Consider the following 17,874-nt stretch of genomic DNA (forward strand, 5'->3'; position numbering starts at 1 on the left):
TCCCTATTTCTCACAATGACAGATACTCTCTTTGATCTATGACACAATCCACCCCAAAAGGAACCGCACATGAAATCAGTACACCTTCTTGTTGCTTTGACAGCATTAACCTTCCTCCTTCCCGCTGTGCTTACGACAGCAGCCTTTGCGGAGGAGAGCAAAGCCGTGTTGGACACGGAGACCGCTAAAGAAAGCTATCTTGTGGGCTTGCAATTGGGCGACTCCATCAAAAGTCTTAACATCGAAATCGATACCGCCGCTTTGAGCGCCGCTATCGAAGACGTGATTGCGGAACGTACGCCCGCGCTGTCGGAAGAAGAATTGCTTGCAACGATGCAATCTCTTCAGGGAAAAATGCAAAAACAACAAGAAAGGATGCAGGAAGAAATGCAGACTCAATCGGCAGAGAATTTAAAAAAGGCGGAAGCATTTCTTGAAACCAATGCGAAAGAAGCCAATGTTGTAAAGACCGATAGCGGTTTACAATATATTGTAGTGAAAGAAGGAACAGGAGAGACGCCGTCAGCTTCGGCGACGGTACGCGTCCATTACGCCGGCACTTTGTTGGACGGCACAGAGTTTGACAGTTCGTACAAACGGGGCGCGCCCGCCGAGTTTCCGGTAAAAGGCGTTATTGAAGGCTGGCAAGAAGCATTGCAGCTGATGAAAGTCGGCGCTCAGTATAAACTCTTTGTTCCGCCTGATCTCGCCTATGGCGCCCAGCCTCGCCCGGGGATTCCCGGCAATTCTCTGCTCGTATTTGAGGTGGAACTTCTTGAAATTCTGCCTGAGCAGCAAAGCTTAAATCAGAGCACGATTATTCAATAATCTTTTCGTGCAGCGCTATATAATTCGGCGTAAGCCTCTTCACAATTTCCTAATGGAGACCCATGTTCATGGTTGAAATTCGCGCCTTTCAAGGCTATGTCTTTGATGCCGAAAGAACAGGATCCCTTGATAATGTTCTGACGCCTCCCTACGACGTAATCAATAAGGATGAAAGGGCGCAACTGGCAGCGTCAAGCCCTTACAATATGACCCATCTCATGCTGCCTACAGGTACGGATACGCTGTCGCCTTATGCGCAGGCCGCTGCCGTTCTGACGGAATGGAGGCAGGATGGCGCGTTGAAGCAAGACGAAGACGCCCACATCTACGTGTTGCGCCAGCGTTTTAAAGGGCTTGATGGCGCGTATTTTGAACGCCGTGGATTTTTCGCGCTGTTACGGCTGCCTGAACAGGATGAGAAGTTTGTTTTGGGTCATGAATATACCTTCGATCGCCCCGTTGAAGATCGTCTGGCACTCATGAGCGCGGTGCAAGGAAATGTGGAACCTATCTTTTTGATGTATACGGACACCGGCCTTCGCGTGACAGATCAACTCTTTGATGCGCTGCCGCCGTCGCCGGCCTTTACCGCGAACACGTCAGATGGCTCATCCCATGAAGTCTGGCGTGCTCCCTGTTCCGATGCCCTGAAAGCGCATCTTAGAGACCAAGTGCTTTATATCGCCGATGGACATCATCGCTTTCGGACTGCGTGCCTGTATCGGGATGCGTGTCGTGCAGAAGGGAAAGAAGCGGGGTCTCAAGACTTTGTTCTTGCCGGTTTTGTACCTTTCGAAGATAAGGGACTCAAAATATATGCTGCACATCGGATAGTTCCTGCATCTTTTAGCTTGTCCTTTGAAGAACTCGTTTCCCGCTTAGAGCCGTGGTTTGATATTACGGAAGGATCTTTGGCTGAGGTCGAAGACCAGCTTTCAGACAGCTCCGCTGCCGGCTGTACCTTGGCCGTATATGCCCGGGAACAGGGCGCTCGGTTATTGACGTTGAAAGAAGAGAAGCGTCAGGCTTTGCTAAACTCCGATAGACACCCGGCGTGGTGCAATCTGGATGTAGCTGTCCTGCATAAAGGCGTGTTGGATCGCCTTTTAGAGCTTCCTGCGTCGACAACACTTTTCTACGAACAAGATATGCATACGGCCACGGCACTGGTGGATGAGGGCAAAGGGAGTTTTGCTTTTCTAATGCGTTCAACACGGCCTGAGCAGGTACGCGCTTGCGCCGAAGCTCATGAACCTATGCCCCAGAAATCAACCTATTTCTTTCCTAAACTGCCTTCAGGCGCAGTAATGCACCTTTTCAGCTAAAGTGTGGTGAGCCGCGGATTTTCACCCCGCTTTTATTAAAGTAGTTTCTTCCTGAAAAGGAGGATGATTTCATGAATGATTGCGTTGAGAGAAGGAATATCGATAAGAACGCGGGTTTATCATGGCGCGGAAAGGTCGTATTCGCTTTGATCTTTCTGCTGGCTGTTGCCCTTCGTGTCATCAATATCACTGAAGAAAGCGTATGGTGGGACGAATTTGCTACCGTCGCCTTTTTAAAAGCGCCTGTGGAATATGAATCTTCTCCTTATTTTGAGCGCTGGAACCAAGAAGTAATCCGTGCCGATTCTCCGACTTTCGATATATTTCTAAAACAGAATAGATTGGTGGATCCCGCCGCCATGCCGCTGTATCTGATGATGGAGTACTATTGGAATCGGTGGGTTCATGCTTCGCCTTTGGCGCTGCGTTTCTTATCTATTTTCTTGGGATTGCTCATCCTGCCCTTACTGTATCTTTTGGGCGTGTACCTTTTCGATCGAAAGGTTGCCCTCATCGCCATGTTTTGCCTCGCCCTGTCCCCCATTCATGTGCAATTTTCGCAAGAAATCCGTATGTACGGGTTGATGACTCTTTTGGCGCTTGCTGCCGTTTATGCCTTCTGCCGCCTCTATACAGAGGAAGAGAAAAAATATAGGTGGTGGTTTCTCTATGGACTCAGCATCTTGCTTTTGTCATGGACCCATCCTTTTTCCCTGCTTCTGCCTGTTGTGATGGGGCTCTTCTGGATTATGAGCAGACCACGCGATTTTTGGCGCGCCTTCAAATGGGGCGCGCTCACCGCAGTCCTTGTCTTGCCTGCAGTCCTGTGGGTACTTGCCATACAATTTTGGGGACAAGAAAGCACTGATACGTGGCTGCGCTTAGCGACTGTCAGGGAGTTGATCCATGATATTTTTACTGATGACGCTATCGGTACCACTTTTCAGCTCAATGCCTCCAGCTACGCTTTGGAAGCTTTGGTGGGTCACCGCGCCGGTCTTTTGATTGCCTCGTGGCGTTGGCCGATAGGAGACTTGATGCTCGTCGCCACTATGGTGAGTGTTGCCGGTCTGTGGGTGCTAGCCCTTTACCGTTGGTATCAGGCACGCCGCCGTTCCGAGAAAGTCGAGACTTCGGTGCGCCGCCGCGAAATCTTTCAATTCTTCTTGTCTTTGTGGCTGATTTTGCCGCCTCTTATTTTATTTGTGATATCCCTGCTTTGGCGGCCTTGCCTTCAGCCGCGCTATACCGTTCATGCCTCCCTCGCCCTCTATTTACTGCTTGGATGTGCGATCGTTGCTTTGCCTTGGCGACGGTTGCGTATCACAGCGATTGTCCTGTTGGTACTCTTTTATGGTTATCAACAAATGTTGATGCAAGGGGAAGCGCAGCATCCAAACTGGTTGGGCGCCTCTCAGGAAATTCGTGATAATGCCAACGAAGATGACTTGATACTTGCTCATAATTGGTTGTGGAAACGCGTATTTGTATACAACTTGGGGCCTCTGCCCAACATTGTATGTTACGGTTCCACTTATGAGATATTGGCGGAAAAAACGGCTTTCTTTTTAGATCCGTCTTTCCCGCTTCGCTCCCGTGCGGCAAAGACGCCATCGGTTTGGGTGGTTATCCAAACTGATTATTTCACGGAAGGAACGATCAAAGGCTTTGAAGATGCGTTGGCTGAACGAGGACTTGCCTATACGCCCATGATCTTTGGTGGTATTCAGCGGGTTATCCTGTATCGCGTTCAACGAAGCAGCCGTACCCCTGCCTATGCTCCACTCGAGCCTGCCGATTCAGAAGCGCCAAAAGAATTTGCCGAACTGTCTTTGGAATATTGGCGTGCCGCCTTATTTGACGGCGCTGTAGCAGCTGCCCAAAATGCGCTCCGCATTAATCCTGAATACGCGCGGGCGTGGTCCTATTTAGGGATGGCATATAAGGAACAAAATCGGCAGGAAGAGGCGATGGACGCCTTTAGCCATGCTGTTGCTATTGATCCCCATGATTACCCTTGGAGTCTGAGCAATTACGGAGAATTGCTCATTTTATCGGGTCGTTATTCGGAAGCCGTCGATTTAATGTTTCAAGCCTTGGAATTACTTCCTGATGATCCATGGTGTCTGGCATTACTAGGCCGGGCACAAGGCTTCTTAAAGCAGTACGGGGCCGCCCACCAATCCTTAAGTAAGGCAGCTCAGCAGGGCGACACGGACATACGGATTTTTCAATGGCTTGAGGAGTTGGAAAAAGAGATAGCAGAAAGCAGATCTCATGAATAAGGGGAGACGCCTGTTTTTTATTCTGGCTGCACTTCTTCTTTGGATTTTACCCGTTGTTTTGGCAGGTGAGTCTTGGTTCCGTTGGAAGTGGAATTCCCTTGCAAGCAACAACCCTTTTGTTGCTTCCCGTGTTCACGAGGAATTATGGCCTATCCCTAGGATTCCGGAAAATGATTTTTCCGAATATCTCAGAGACACCGCGTTACGAGACCGTTTCCGAGGTCAGGGAAAATCAAAGGTGAATTTGGCAGAGCCTACTGCAGAAGAGGAACTTCAAAGGCGTTTCCCGGTCTTCTTGGATCAAAAAGATCTTTTTTTTCAATCAGCCTTTTCAAATGTCTACGATTTAAATATTCTGTCCCTTGATCAAGACAATCGAGCGCAAAAAGCTTTTTGCGATTTCGAGCTTCCCTCAGGAGAAGCTGTCATTTCTTATTTGCCGGAATCGGATCAGGATCTGCTCCGCCGATTTATAACAGAAAATACGGGGAACTTAAGCGCGATGCATTGTGTCTATGCTGCACCGCAACGATTTGGGGCGGGATACTGTCTTTTTCCTGATACGACTTCCGATGAAACAATGTCCAGACGTTGGTTGATCTTTTCCCGACAAAATGCGCTGCAATCGACAGAATCCAACGATATATGGGAGTTACCTTTTTTTACCTTTAAAAAGCATGGACAAGGAAACTATAAAATCAATGCTCTTGGTATATTCGAAGAGTTTCGAATTAATAATATGGGGTTTCGTGATGCAGATATTATGGTGCCCAAACCTGCAGGCACCTATAGAATTCTTTGCATTGGCGCTTCAACCACGGAGGAAGGTCTGAAAAATGATTTAACCTATCCGAGTATTCTGGAAACCTTGTTGAACCAACATTTTAATTTCAACCGTATTGATGTGATCAATTGCGGTTTGTCGGGAATGAACTCGATTAAGCATCGTTTGCGTATGGGCGATTATCTTGCCCTTGAGCCCGACCTCCTTGTTATCTATAACGCTGTCAACGATATTTGCCATGATCTGTTTCCATTGTGGCAGAAGCGCCATAATATTTTACAAAAGGGCTTCCGTGAATCTCGTTTTTTTTGCCGCTATTTAGGACATCATCTATTGCCGGACACAGCAGACATTCAGCATGATATCGAAGCCTCCGCCATGACGAATCTGGCGTATATGAGTCAATACGCCCGAAATTATGGCGTGGAAACAGTGATATGCAGTTTTGCTGCTCCCCATCCCGACAGTCTGTCCCCCGTGGAACGGGACTATTATGAATATTATACTGTTATGGAATGGACAGGACGCTACTCCAATTTTGAAGCATATAGACACGTGCTATCCCTGTATAACGAGGCGTTGCGCCGGTTGTGTGAAAGGGAGGCGCTTCTTTATATCCCTGTTGAAGAGAAGATGCGCGATGGCGTTACCATTTTTGGAGATATCTGCCACTTGCGTAGTCCGGGGATAGAAAAAAAAGCAACGATTATCGCTGATGTACTCATTCCGTTGATTGAAAAAGCCTTGATGCTTGAGTCATACTGAGCTGACTGGTATCTCAACATAGGAATTGACGCTATGATCTCTCTACTTGGTCGTTTTTTAAGAAATCTGCCTGAGCCCTCCGTTACCTCCATTCCCGGTGGTAGTGTTTCGCCGCCGACTCCGGCAACCCACAAAGTCAAGAAACAGACGAGAGATTTAATTGACGAATTAGAGCGGATGACACTGCTCAATCAGGCAATGTGGGAACTTATCCGAGACCGTTTAAATCTGAGTGATGAAGATCTGGAGCGGAAAGTACAGGAAGTAGACATGCGCGACGGTAAGCGCGACGGAAAGATGAGCGTCCATCCCTTACGCTGTCCTCAATGCGGCCGTATTTCCAATTCGCGGCTCAAAAAATGCTTGTACTGCGGTCTGGAATTTAAAGGCGATATATTCGCATAGGATTTATGGCTGCGTCGCTACGGCTTCTGGAGTTGCAGACCGATTCACAATAGACGCCATAGCCTGCGTATCCATTGGGAAATCCAGAAAGAAAGCGGTACGTTGTGCCGCTTCGAGGGGATCGCGAAGAATCGCCTCATAGTGCAGGAACAAGCAGTGCGTGTGGGCACGACTCCGTAACAACCGACGTATAGAATCTAGGTGTTTAGGATAGAGTGTGAGCAGCGGCAGATCTTCCTTGTGCACCGCACCGTCAGCTGCAAGAGAAGCGTTTATGGTGCTGTCCCCTTGACCCAGCATGTTCCGCTGCGACGCAAGAATGGCCTCTAAACTCCGTTCCATAAAAATAATATGGCAAGGGAGCGTAAGCGGCAGCGCAGGCAAGAGGAAAGAAATGATCTTGACGGCTCGTCCTTTAGCGAGGGGCAGCCAGTCTTGAGATTCCCGCAGTCGTTTCACAGGCTCATATTCATAATAGCCGCCGGGATTAAACCGGTCTGCCGGGCGCTGATCATCGGTTAAAAGACTGATCCTGCCTTTACCCAGCATGGCCATCATCATGGATGTGCCGCTCCGTGGCAATCCCGATACAATTACTGTTGTATTGAGCATGAGCACATTTCCGAGGGGAAACAAAGTCTATGGTGCTGCATCTTATTATTTCTTTAGATCAACGCCGGCCTTTTCCAAGGCTTGCTCAAGGTCGGAAGATGTGAAGGGCTTTTGCAGGAGCAATGTCGCGCCGAGTTCCAAAACTTGTTGTGCCGCTTCTCCCTGATAATAACCGGTCATAGCGACAACATGGATGTGTTTTGTGATCTGATTTTGTTTGATCCGTCTGCAAACCTCAAAACCGTTGATATTGGGTAAACGCAAATCCAAGAAAACAATATCAGGCTGAAAAGATACAATAAGCCGACCCGCATCGAAGCCGTCGGTAGCAGACTCGATATGAAAGGCGGTTTTTTCTTTTTCTAAAAAACGGCGTATCACTGAAATAACAGCCTTTTCATCATCTACAATCAAGACGCGCACACCCGGATCGTCCAGATCCGAAGGAAGCGGAATCTTGTTTTCTTTCATAAAGCGCAGCAGCTCTTCACGATGAATTCGACGATGACCGCCGGGAGTTCTGAACACAGTTAAATGTCCTGCTTCTGCCCATTTCCGGATCGTGTCAGCAGTCACATAACAATACTTCGCCACATCAGAAGTACTAAATGATTGTTTGGCTTCCATAAAACCAACCTTCTAGTAGATTATTTATATTTATAGTTTGACCCTAACTATCATACCCTATTTCGGCGGATGTTGCAAAACATTGCCCTGAACTTGAGTTGTCGCCTTTGCTAAGCTTTGGATACAATAGGGGTTGGTCATGGTGTTCTGCGTAGGCTATTCACTGCATAAACGAGGGTAATTCATATTATGTTGCATATGGATCAACGGTTGTCGGTACGACCGGAACTGCGCCAAGTGTTGGCTCCACAAATGCAGCAGGCCTTGCAATTACTTCAAATGAATAATGTTGAACTCGAACAGTATATAGAAGCATCTATAGAGGCGAATCCCTTTCTGGATCGACGGGGCAGCCGAGAGACGCCCTTTAGCGAGATGACTGATCCCCAAGTTTCCACAGCGGATGATTCCGAGGAACAGATCGAAACAGATTATGAACACCAGGTTTTTGGGCGGGAAGAATCGTCGGCAGAGCATCATTTAAGCGATCCCTATATCCATGGCGCCGGGAGGCATTCCAACGCCGAGCTTGAAGAAGCATGGCGCTATTATCAAGATTCCATTACCTTGGATCGCACGCTAAGTGCCCACTTGTTGGATCAGCTGCGTCTGGCTGATCTGTCACCTGAAGCGTATGCTATTGGTGAGCGTTTAATTATCAACGACATCAACGACCGCGGTTATTTCACAGGCGATATTGCTGAGATTACCAAAGAGTTGGGCGTATCAACAGATCGTGTGCAGCAGGTACTCACGACTATTAAACAATTCGAACCTACCGGTGTGGGCGCTTCCGATTTGATGGAATGTCTGTTGATGCAATGTGAAGTTGAATATCCCGATGATGACGCGCTGCGCATCTTGCTCAAAGTTCACTGGGAAGCCCTTACGGAAGGTCAATTCCGCCAAATTGCCGATGCCATGGACATTACAGAGGATCAGGTTTTACAGCTACGCGATAAATTGGGACAGCTTGATCCTTTTCCGGGCTACGAATATGGGAGAACACCGCCGCCTTATATTGTCCCGGAAGTGACTGTTGAAAAAGTAGATGACGATTATATTGTGGTGCTCACTGCGGACTCGATGCCCTCAGTGACCATTAACGAATCATATATTCAAGAAATACGCAGCCGTAAGATGATTGATGAAGAACGCAACTATGTCCGTGAACATTTTGATTCGGCCCGTTTTCTCATTAACAATATCAAGCGCAGGCAAGATACGATTTTAAAAACAGCCCAAGCAATTGTAGACTTGCAGCGCGCCTTTATGGAAAAGGGTGTGTCTGCCATGCGCCCGCTGACTTTGGGCGAAGTCGCCGAAAAAGTGGGGGTTCATGAAAGTACCGTATCCCGTACGGTGAACGGAAAATATATGCAAACCCCGCAAGGACTCTTTGAGTTGAAATATTTTTTCCCGTCAGGGGTAAGTTCGCAGGATGGCGACGGGCAGTCATCCATAGCAGTTAGCGCCTTAATCGGTGATATTATTGCGAAGGAAGACAAGCGCAAACCGCTCAGTGATCAAAAGATTGCGGATCTGCTCAACGAAAAAGGGATTCAGATTGCGCGCCGTACGGTCGCAAAATATCGCGAACAAAGCGGGTTGCTTCCCGCCCGAATGCGTCGTCGATAAGGCAGCTTTGTTCAGAATTCGGAGACGGGGGTGATCCGAAAGTTTCGTATGGCGCCGGTGGTACACCATGTAGCGATTCCCAAGGGTTTCGTGGGTTCCATTTCCCATCGAATGTCAACTTCGCGATTGCTGACATCCACATCAACTACCTGTTCGTTGTCTACCCAAGCCTGGATTTGGTCGCCTACTACGCGCAATTTAATGGGATACCATCGATGGGATTGCAGCCCGCGAAAGACGGCGGTCTCGTTGTTGTAGGCATCCGCCCAGTCTAAGCATGAAATGCCGATACATGTGCCGCCCCAGCCGCCAACGACCAAAGAGAAGGACGTGTCCTGCTTGGGCACGGTAAGACCGCAAAAGAAATCATTTCCGGAAACGCGCATGGCATCTAAGGTGATTTCATAATCGCCTTCGGGCAGATCCCCTTGCCATTTTATACCGGTCATTTCGTTACCGGCTTTCATGAGGATCGCATCGTCCAATACGCAGACGCCGCCGCTTCCGGAAAAGTCAGCTACCGCCCAATTGGGCGCGTTGGGCAAGGATTGGTTTTCTGTGGAGTCGGCTAAGACGCCACTCCGTTCGAGGATAAAAAAGAGGGTATGCAATAATACCCCGGGACTGGCAGAAGTTCTATCGGGCGGAGGCGCCATGATTTCAAAGAAGCCTTTTCCGGCAAGACGATAGTTTTTATAAAAGCTGTCGGCCGCCTCTTTCATGACTTTATCCCATCCTATTAAGGCGAACATGACCGGTATCATGCTTTTGCTCAAAGACTCGGCACGATTCGAAGGCAATGCAAAAAAGGCATCGGCTTCCGTTGTCTTATCCAGACCGTGAGCAGCCAAGGCATTCATAAAGGCAGGATCTTCAACTTCTTCTTCTTTCAAATTGGGAATCAGCCAAGGATTCATAGCGTAGATTGCGCTCACCTGTTCCGGATGCTGGGACGCCCAATTGAAGAGAAGCCACGTACCGATATCACTGCTCAGCAAGACAGGCTTGGCGGCAAATTGTTGTTCTTCAACAGCCCAGTTATAAAAGGCATCGGCAGTGGCCAACGCCTCTTCATTGCCCCATAGTGTGTCTACATCAATCCACGCCAAATGCAGTCCATGCGTGAGGAGTGCTTCTGTCAAAGGATTGGCGTCAAAGTCGGAGGCAATCCACACCCACGGATTGCCTTCCGCGGCTTGCTTCGGCTTGATCACGAGTCCTTGATGACCGCTATATTCGAAGAGAATTTGTTCTTGATCAGTCCATGGAGAGGAAGCTGTTGAGACTTCTTGAAAGGAGAGGAATAACAGACAGGTGATGATAAAGAGTCCTGCGACAGTCTTTGGTTTTGTATCCATGGCGATGCACTTCCTTATTTTATTTCATTTTGATTCGCGTGTCTCAAAAAAGGCCGATCCTCAAGGAACGATTGCGAATCCGTCTTCCGTGTCCGGAGAGGCGTAGTAGCCCGTAGCATTATAAATTTGGATCAGGCGCAGCAATTCGCTCAGGCTTAGCTTCCAGTCTTGGGTATTATAATCACTGTTGTGGGGAAAACAATCTTGGTTGCCGGGACCCGGTTGGTAGCCATCCTCCGTGGCTGCGTTACAGCTATAGGTGCGGCTGTGGAAGAGTTGAATAACGCGCAATAATTCACTGAGTGAAATACGCCAGTCTTCGTCAATATCAGCACTATGACAGCTGCCGTCATAGGATAAACTTTCACAATGCCTGTATGAATCAGTGTTCACAGAAGTGAAGATTCTCGGCGCCCCTACTCCTGCGGATAAACCGGTGATGAGGCGGTCCGTCGTTAATTCACGCAAGTTAATGCGTATGATGCCGGAATAGAAGAGTTCGATCTGGAAACTGTGGCTATTTTCCGGCAGATACGAATCAAACCAGTCATATTCGGGTACGTGATCAAAAGTCACCACATAGCGATCACTAAGCCGCGTCACATAGATTTCTCCTCGTGCTTCGGGATTCAAGTCGCACATAGCAGCTGAAATACGGGGTACCGAGAAGTGTTGGCTGGGCACGCTATTATAGTCTGTGCTGCCTTCACGAAAGCTAAGATATCCATTGCTTCCGATGAAAAAACGATCGTATTCAATTCCGTAGAAGGGAAGGGTGATTCCATTAGGTAATCGCACTTCATGGAAACTATCGTCTTTTAAGGGAATCAACTCGCCGGCAAGGGGAACGGGAAATTCTTCTATACGTTCAAAACAGGCTTGGTAGAAATCTGCCGTATCAACAGGGACAAAGGTGATCTGACTATATTCAATGTCCACCGGGTTTTGTGTATGAAAATATTCTGTAAAATGATTTTGTTGTGTGTAGGTTACAAAATTAAAACAGTCGCCGCCATTATCGTTGTACGAGGAGTTGCCGGCAACATCTTGCGCTTCAACGGTAAAATAGTAGCGCTTGCCGGCGGCGAGATTATTGAGCGCGATGCGGTGATCCGTAGTATTTTCAGCCGGAGTTTGCTGTGAAAGGGCATCACAGGAGGTGCCATAATGAACGATGCCTTTGGCAATCTCATCGGTATTAAATTCGATTTGCGCTTGGGTAGTGCCCAAAAAAGAAACTCTAACATTGGCAAGCATCGGGGGTATACAATCGATTTCTGCCGTAATCTCACTTTGCGCCGGATTGCCTGAATCATCTTCTTCATCGAAATAGGTGACGTGCACTGTGTCGCCATGTCCCACTTCCAAAATAGCGGAATTGGGAACGACCGATTCCGTACCGGTATGTATGGAGCCGCTGAACAGACCGGGCATGTTCATGTCTTCGAAAAGATCTACTTCTTCCCGGTCATTATTGGTTGTTTCCACAACAACGGATGTGATGCCGAAATTGGCAAGATCCATATCCATTAAGGTAATTACAATTTCATCATCACAGCCGAAGTGAGTCGAGTTTAAGCCCAACGCCCCAGTGCTGCTTGAGAAGTCGGGAACGAAGGAAGCAAAAATAGAGGATCGCGTGACGTCTTCCCCGCGGTCTTGATCGTTGCCAACGACATTGCTGCGAAAGCAACCATCTCCATAAACATAATCGTTTCCTCCTCTGACGAGAATACCTTCTACATAGCCGGTTTCCGCGTTGAAAACAGGCGAGCCCGAATTACCGCCGAAGGTATCAAGGTTGGCAACAAAAAAATCTTGGTTCGATATGCTACGGACATAGGTATTCCCAAAAGCAATTTTTAAGGGCAGTCCGGAGGGGTACCCGATTACGCCCAAGAATTCTCCCAATTGGATGTCGCCATATCTGCGCAGTTTCACAGGCTGAACACCCGACGCGGTAACCGGACGATCCAAACGAAGAACACAGTGATCTCTCGTTCCCGTTCCAAAATGACTGATAATTTCCACGCCGTGATAGACTTGGTCTTCTCTGAAACTCAGCTGTGCTGTTGTTTCGTTCATCATATGAAATCCGAATACGATGACCGTGTTCGAGAAATAACTTGCATTGTAACAGTGCCCGGCAGTCACGACAATGTCATAGCCTGCGAGGAAACCGGAGCAGTATGAGGCGGCAGGTTGGTTGGCGATAGGTTCGCCGTCACAGGGCGGGAATCCGTTGCGTATATGCGCACTCGGAGAGTCAAGACGCCATGAGCCATCTTGTTTTTTTGACATACGTGAAATATCAATGAACGCACAGGTTGCATAGGCTAAACGAGCACGCTCAGGGTCGCTTTCTTCGTAAAGATCAATACGATCATCATCTCCGTAAACGATTTTGGGAGTGGATGCCGGCGGTGAAGGAACCCAAGGCACTTCACTGATTTCGGTAATCCCCGGTTTTTCTTTCACAGTTGGGGGCGTACTGTTTTCGGAGAAAGCGCTTAGAGATAGTACTGCGCAGAGGAGCAAAGAAAAATAGTAAGATGCGTTCAAGGTATCATCCTGTAGCTATAAAGGGATTTAAGTAGGGGCGCCTACGCTTATTGCCTTCATATTATGTGCTTAAGAACGATACACAGCTCGTGGCAATTCGTCATTGCCGCCCCGAAAATACATGTTAATGTTTATACTAACGCTTTTCCCATTATACCATGAAGCGCTTTCAATAGCCGATTATACGATGTATATAAATCGGCTGCAATTACGGCAGGTGTGGATGACTTTGGTATCTTCCCGGACTTGTTGGGCGAATTGCGAGGGCAACCTCATAAAACAGCCTTGACAGGTATCTGCTTCCACAGGAACCAAGGCGGGCGGCCGCGTTTTCATCAGACGGTCAAAGTGGCGAATGGTTCGATCGTCAATGAGCGCGCGAATATTTTCTATGCGCTCCTTAATTTGACGCTTTCCTGTCTTGGCCGTTTCATAAATTTCGTAACACAATTGCAAGCGAGCCAAAAGAATCAAATCGCTATGGGTATCGCGGGCTTCCAGTAATTCAGGAACCTTTTGCATTTTTTGTTTGGAATATAATTCTTCAGGCGCTTCCAGCGGGAGCGATAAGTCTTTCAATAATTCCAGAAAATCTTTGGCATCAGCAGCGTTTACCAATTGTTTCAGTGTATCGCTGTCATGCAAAAGTTTGGCAATGGTCGCGACAAAATTCAAATAGGTAGTCTGTTGAATAGGGGGATAACAAATAAGAAAGACGAGATGAACGGGCTGGCGGTCAATGGCCATAAAGTCAAGACCATCTTTAAAACGACCGATAGCGCAATGGAGCGTCTTTAACCCGCTGACACGGGCATGGGGCACTGCAAGGCCATGACCGATCCCGGTGCTCTCTGTACTTTCTCTGGCAATAATCTGATCGAGTGCAGCATCCACACCTTTGAGCTTTTTGTTTTCAAATAAAAGGTGAGTTAGTTCCTTAAGAACATCCGGCTTACTCTTACTCCGAACATTCGATACAATACAATCCTCTCCAATATAATCAGTTAATAACATAAATAGTGAATCCTGCACGGTCTAGGTTCCTGTGGTTGCTGCAATACAAGACAGATTCCACAACGAATACGCATAACGACACAAATAGATTCTAACACGCCCATCACCTAAAATCAATGAAAGGGGAAATTCCCTGATCTCCGTGCTAAGTTCCCACCTTTTGCTTCAGTTGCTTTGAAAGGTCCTGTGTTTCTATTAGGTTCATGAATTGTTGGGCAGTAAAAGAGTGTTTGAGGCACTATATTTTTTCAAGCAATCTGAAAGACAAGGACTCAAAACCTAAAGCGGACTTCCTTCTCTTGCACTGCCGTTCAAGAGCGATGCCTTATTGATTCGTGCCCCGGCACGCCTATCTTTCTCCGGTGTAGGCGCGTAGGCATTCAATTCTTTTCTTCCATAAAAAGGTTAGGTACTGACGGAGTCGCTTTATTCATACCACAGTGTTATGACAACAATGGGTTCGCGTCCGCGTCCGTCATGATGGATGTCAGAGCCGAAGGATTGTTTGATATGCAGTGGCTTGACCTTCATCCTTTCCAGCCATTCATTGATTTGGCTGTCCATTTGCTGTAATCCGGTGATGCTTACCTTGCCGATGAAACTTTGAACACGCATTCCATGATCCTTTCTTCTGTTGATGTGGTTTAAGATTGGAAGCGAGACTGTAATTGCATTGCTGCGTTCGGGTCCAATGCGTGAAGGAGTGCCTGCCGCATAACTGTTTCCGGAGCCTCACAGTCCGTCCACAATTCAAATTGGAGCGCTGCTTGATACAAAAGCATTTCAAGTCCCAAAATAATCTGGCATCCCGCCTCTTGCGCATCTTGTAGCAGTTGCGTTTCTTTGGGGCGATAGACCATATCAAAAACGACTTGTCCCGAATGGAGCCACGACCGGGGGATAATACTATCGCCTTCTGAATGTCCGTACATACCGGCAGGGGTCGCGTGGATGATGATTTCTGCTTCAGCGGCGCGTTGTGCCGCCATGTTTTCGAAATTACCCTCTTCGATGGTCACACGATTGAGGGCGCGAAGGTCGTTGGCGAGTTTTTCGATTCGGGAAGGGGTTCGCCCGAGAATTATAAGTTTCTTGGGCGTACACGTTTCTGCCAAGGCAAAAGCCACAGCCCGTGCTGCGCCGCCGGTACCGGCAAAAAGAATGGATTTGCCGTCCAACGATACGCCGGCACGCTCAAAAGCGCGCAGCGTGCCGAGCCCGTCGGTAATGGTACCTACGAGACGGCCCTTTTCATGGATAACGGTATTGACACACCCCACTTTTTGCGCCAAAGGCGTAATTTCATCCATGTATTTCATGATGGCTATTTTGTGGGGGATTGTGACGCTCATGCCGCGGAAACCGGGAAGGGCGCGCATGCCAGCCATACACTCGGCCAAGGCATCAACGGCAAAAGCGAGGTACACATAATTGAGACCCTTTGCTTGGAAGGCCGCGTTGTGGATGGAAGGAGACAAGGAATGACCCACGGGATTACCGATTACGGCACAAAGTTGTGTTGAGGTGTCTATGCTCGGAGATGCGATTTTATATGCGTGGGTATTTTCCATATCTATACAGCTTCTTTTTCAATCATCCCGGAGGCCAGTCCAATAATCGGCCGCCCAACACGTGCAAATGCAGGTGAGGCACTTCCTGCCCTGCATGACGCCCGCAATTTATTACACAGCGAAAACCGGTCTCATCGATACCCAATTCCTTCGCTACTTTATTGGCGGTCAGCAAGAGTCCACCGAGAAGTTCCCGATCCTCTTCTCGGGCATCAGTAATTGACGGCAGTACCTTTTTGGGGACAATTAACACATGTTCGGGAGCGGCAGGATGGATATCGCGAAAGGCATAATAGGCTTCATCTTCGTAGACTTTTTCAGAGGGGATTTCACCGTCTATAATTCGTGAAAATAAGCTTTTCTCAGCCATACGTAATTCCTTTTCATTATCAATAAAGCTTTGTTCCTTATCCTAACAAAAACCGGAAAAATAGTCAACAAAAGGCTTCATCAAGTGTGAAAAGAGTTTATCCATGGGGAGCTCTGCTTTATGCTTTTTATATAAAGCAACGCCTAAGTCAGAGGAGCGCTTTTTTTGGAATAAGAATTGATGAGAAGAGGTCTATCTAGAGCTGTACATCTGAGCTTAGCGCGGCGGCGTCTTTGTGCCGCTCCAAAAAAGGATCTACTTCTTCGCTGATGAATTGAAGAACCTGTTCGGGCGCGCGTCCAACAAATTGGCGTAAATCCAAGACCGTATCCATTTCTTCGCGGGTCATGTTGATCTCGGGATCAGCTGCCAAGCGTTCGAGCAAATCATTTTCTGCACCCTCTTCTTTTACACAACGCCCGACTTCCTGCGCATGACCACGGATTATTTCATGGAGCCTTTGTCTGTCTCCACCCCGCCGTACACAAGCCATCAAAATGTTTTCAGACGCCATAAAAGGCAGTTCGCTCCAAATCCGTTTTTCAATGACCTTTGGATAGACACGAGGCGCTTCCATGACGTTGAGATAGAGATTGAGTACGGCATCGGCGGCGAGAAAAGCCTCGGGGATGCTGAGGCGGCGGATTGCGCTATCATCCAAGGTGCGCTCGAACCATTGGACGGCTGTCGTGAAGGCCCCGTGCAGGGGCGCTGTCATCAAAAATCGGGACAGGGCACAAATCCTTTCGCTGCGCATGGGATTGCGCTTGTAGGGCATTGCAGAACTGCCCACTTGAGAGGATTCAAATGGTTCTTCCATTTCCTTAAGATTTTGGAGCAGCCGCATATCGGTGCCGAACTTATGAGCTGATTCTCCAATCCCGGCGAGGACGTTCAAGAGTTGGGTGTCCACTTTGCGCGTATAGGTCTGTCCGGTAACAATATAGGCTTGTTCAAATCCAAGTTTTTCGGTGATCCGCTGATCTAAGAGCCTGACTTTCTCTTCATCTTGATTGAATAAGGCCATGAAGGAGGCTTGGGTTCCTGTGGCGCCTTTGATACCTCTGCAGCGCAGCCCGCGGAGCATCGTCTCTGCCTGGATGCCGTCGATCAGCAGATCTTGCGCCCACAAGCAAGCCCGTTTTCCAACCGTCACGAGCTGCGCGGGTTGGTAATGGGTGAAACCCAAGGCAGGCTGATCCTTCTGGGCGAGGGCGAATCGGCGTATCCGCGCCACTACGGCAGCCACTTTATTCAATATGAGCTGCATGGCTTCACGCATCAAAATGAGGTCTGTATTATCGCCAACGTAACAGCTGGTTGCGCCCAGATGAATGATGGGCCGTGCCTCGGGAGCAACATCGCCGAAAGCGTGAATATGTGCCATCACATCATGACGCGTTTGTTTTTCATAAGCCGCCGCTTTTTCGAAATCGATATCGTCAAGATGAGCACGCATCGCTTCAAGCTGGCTGTCGCTGATGTCAAGACCAAGTTCTTGTTGCGCCTCGGCAAGGGCAAGCCAACAGCGGCGCCAAGTCGAGAATTTCTTTTGGGCGCTCCAGACCTTTTTCATCGGTGGCGTGGCGAAACGTTCGACGAGAGGAGAACTATATTCCTGGGTCATGGTAAAGATCCTGTCCGTAGGTACTGGTAGTGAGGAGTCTGTGTCTACAGCCGAAGTTTTTATTCTGCCTCGACTTTCATATCTTGAACAAAGAGTTCAAAAC

At 48.3% G+C, this 17,874-nt stretch carries 15 protein-coding genes; 6 read left to right on the forward strand and 9 right to left on the reverse strand.

The genetic code is table 11. The features are described from left to right. Positions 1–69: 69 nt before the first annotated feature. The 5 genes from GX117_13580 (at position 70) to GX117_13600 (ending at position 6,392) form a co-directional block, all read left to right on the forward strand. Entirely contained in the window at positions 70–828 is a 759-nt protein-coding gene (locus GX117_13580; protein ID NLO34361.1) for an FKBP-type peptidyl-prolyl cis-trans isomerase, read from the forward strand. 68 nt (positions 829–896) lie between these two features. Next, the gene (locus GX117_13585; GenBank protein ID NLO34362.1) at positions 897–2,153 is read left to right on the forward strand and encodes a DUF1015 domain-containing protein; all 1,257 of its coding nucleotides are present in this window, start codon (positions 897–899) and stop codon (positions 2,151–2,153) included. A gap of 71 nt (positions 2,154–2,224) precedes the next feature. Continuing rightward, complete coding sequence (locus GX117_13590; protein ID NLO34363.1) at positions 2,225–4,438, forward strand: tetratricopeptide repeat protein; 2,214 nt, start codon at positions 2,225–2,227, stop codon at positions 4,436–4,438. Beyond that, entirely contained in the window at positions 4,431–5,987 is a 1,557-nt protein-coding gene (locus GX117_13595; protein ID NLO34364.1) for a hypothetical protein, read from the forward strand. The genes GX117_13590 and GX117_13595 overlap by 8 nt, the downstream gene beginning before the upstream one ends. A 33-nt stretch (positions 5,988–6,020) precedes the next feature. Continuing rightward, a complete protein-coding gene (locus tag GX117_13600) occupies positions 6,021–6,392 on the forward strand; it encodes a hypothetical protein (protein NLO34365.1) in 372 nt (123 codons plus the stop codon). 3 nt (positions 6,393–6,395) lie between these two features. Here the strand turns inward: GX117_13600 and GX117_13605 are convergent, their stop codons facing one another. Then, positions 6,396–7,004: a hypothetical protein gene (locus GX117_13605; GenBank protein NLO34366.1), complete on the reverse strand. Its 609-nt coding sequence runs from the start codon at positions 7,002–7,004 to the stop codon at positions 6,396–6,398. Positions 7,005–7,049: 45 nt separating this feature from the next. After that, positions 7,050–7,631 carry a response regulator gene (locus GX117_13610; GenBank protein ID NLO34367.1) on the reverse strand — a complete coding sequence of 194 codons (582 nt, stop codon included), beginning with the start codon at positions 7,629–7,631 and terminating at the stop codon, positions 7,050–7,052. A gap of 189 nt (positions 7,632–7,820) precedes the next feature. Here GX117_13610 and rpoN point away from each other — a divergent pair, with 189 nt between their 5' ends. After that, positions 7,821–9,269 (forward strand): RNA polymerase factor sigma-54, encoded by a 1,449-nt coding sequence (gene rpoN / locus GX117_13615; GenBank protein ID NLO34368.1) that lies wholly within the window; start codon positions 7,821–7,823, stop codon positions 9,267–9,269. Positions 9,270–9,280: 11 nt separating this feature from the next. On the opposite strand, the gene GX117_13620 is transcribed toward rpoN, so the two are convergent. The 7 genes from GX117_13620 to GX117_13650 form a co-directional block, all read right to left on the reverse strand. Beyond that, positions 9,281–10,627 (reverse strand): hypothetical protein, encoded by a 1,347-nt coding sequence (locus GX117_13620; GenBank protein NLO34369.1) that lies wholly within the window; start codon positions 10,625–10,627, stop codon positions 9,281–9,283. Between the two features lie 60 nt (positions 10,628–10,687). Beyond that, positions 10,688–13,189 (reverse strand): trypsin-like serine protease, encoded by a 2,502-nt coding sequence (locus tag GX117_13625; GenBank protein ID NLO34370.1) that lies wholly within the window; start codon positions 13,187–13,189, stop codon positions 10,688–10,690. A gap of 180 nt (positions 13,190–13,369) precedes the next feature. After that, complete coding sequence (locus GX117_13630) at positions 13,370–14,203, reverse strand: PTS transporter subunit EIIA (GenBank protein NLO34371.1); 834 nt, start codon at positions 14,201–14,203, stop codon at positions 13,370–13,372. A gap of 426 nt (positions 14,204–14,629) precedes the next feature. Next, positions 14,630–14,818 carry a hypothetical protein gene (locus GX117_13635; GenBank protein NLO34372.1) on the reverse strand — a complete coding sequence of 63 codons (189 nt, stop codon included), beginning with the start codon at positions 14,816–14,818 and terminating at the stop codon, positions 14,630–14,632. A 29-nt stretch (positions 14,819–14,847) separates the two neighbouring features. Then, the gene (locus GX117_13640; protein ID NLO34373.1) at positions 14,848–15,774 is read right to left on the reverse strand and encodes a shikimate dehydrogenase; all 927 of its coding nucleotides are present in this window, start codon (positions 15,772–15,774) and stop codon (positions 14,848–14,850) included. A 22-nt stretch (positions 15,775–15,796) separates the two neighbouring features. Then, positions 15,797–16,144, reverse strand: coding sequence for a histidine triad nucleotide-binding protein (locus tag GX117_13645; GenBank protein ID NLO34374.1), 348 nt, complete (start codon positions 16,142–16,144; stop codon positions 15,797–15,799). A 196-nt stretch (positions 16,145–16,340) separates the two neighbouring features. Beyond that, the gene (locus GX117_13650; protein NLO34375.1) at positions 16,341–17,771 is read right to left on the reverse strand and encodes an adenylosuccinate lyase; all 1,431 of its coding nucleotides are present in this window, start codon (positions 17,769–17,771) and stop codon (positions 16,341–16,343) included. Between the last annotated feature and the right edge of the window lie 103 nt (positions 17,772–17,874).

The sequence above is a fragment of the Candidatus Hydrogenedentota bacterium genome, assembly GCA_012523015.1.
In the GTDB taxonomy this organism is placed as follows: domain Bacteria; phylum Hydrogenedentota; class Hydrogenedentia; order Hydrogenedentales; family CAITNO01; genus JAAYBJ01.

What these genes read in the sequence shown, in the direction of transcription:
- GX117_13590 (NLO34363.1), top strand. Translation starts at nt 2,225, where the DNA reads ATGAATGATTGCGTTGAGAGAAGGAATATCGATAAGAACGCGGGTTTA.
- GX117_13645 (NLO34374.1), bottom strand. Translation starts at nt 16,144, where the DNA reads ATGGCTGAGAAAAGCTTATTTTCACGAATTATAGACGGTGAAATCCCC.
- GX117_13605 (NLO34366.1), bottom strand. Translation starts at nt 7,004, where the DNA reads ATGCTCAATACAACAGTAATTGTATCGGGATTGCCACGGAGCGGCACA.
- GX117_13580 (NLO34361.1), top strand. Translation starts at nt 70, where the DNA reads ATGAAATCAGTACACCTTCTTGTTGCTTTGACAGCATTAACCTTCCTC.
- GX117_13585 (NLO34362.1), top strand. Translation starts at nt 897, where the DNA reads ATGGTTGAAATTCGCGCCTTTCAAGGCTATGTCTTTGATGCCGAAAGA.
- GX117_13610 (NLO34367.1), bottom strand. Translation starts at nt 7,631, where the DNA reads ATGGAAGCCAAACAATCATTTAGTACTTCTGATGTGGCGAAGTATTGT.
- GX117_13640 (NLO34373.1), bottom strand. Translation starts at nt 15,774, where the DNA reads ATGGAAAATACCCACGCATATAAAATCGCATCTCCGAGCATAGACACC.
- GX117_13635 (NLO34372.1), bottom strand. Translation starts at nt 14,818, where the DNA reads ATGCGTGTTCAAAGTTTCATCGGCAAGGTAAGCATCACCGGATTACAG.
- GX117_13650 (NLO34375.1), bottom strand. Translation starts at nt 17,771, where the DNA reads ATGACCCAGGAATATAGTTCTCCTCTCGTCGAACGTTTCGCCACGCCA.
- GX117_13620 (NLO34369.1), bottom strand. Translation starts at nt 10,627, where the DNA reads ATGGATACAAAACCAAAGACTGTCGCAGGACTCTTTATCATCACCTGT.
- GX117_13630 (NLO34371.1), bottom strand. Translation starts at nt 14,203, where the DNA reads ATGTTATTAACTGATTATATTGGAGAGGATTGTATTGTATCGAATGTT.
- rpoN (NLO34368.1), top strand. Translation starts at nt 7,821, where the DNA reads ATGTTGCATATGGATCAACGGTTGTCGGTACGACCGGAACTGCGCCAA.
- GX117_13600 (NLO34365.1), top strand. Translation starts at nt 6,021, where the DNA reads ATGATCTCTCTACTTGGTCGTTTTTTAAGAAATCTGCCTGAGCCCTCC.
- GX117_13595 (NLO34364.1), top strand. Translation starts at nt 4,431, where the DNA reads ATGAATAAGGGGAGACGCCTGTTTTTTATTCTGGCTGCACTTCTTCTT.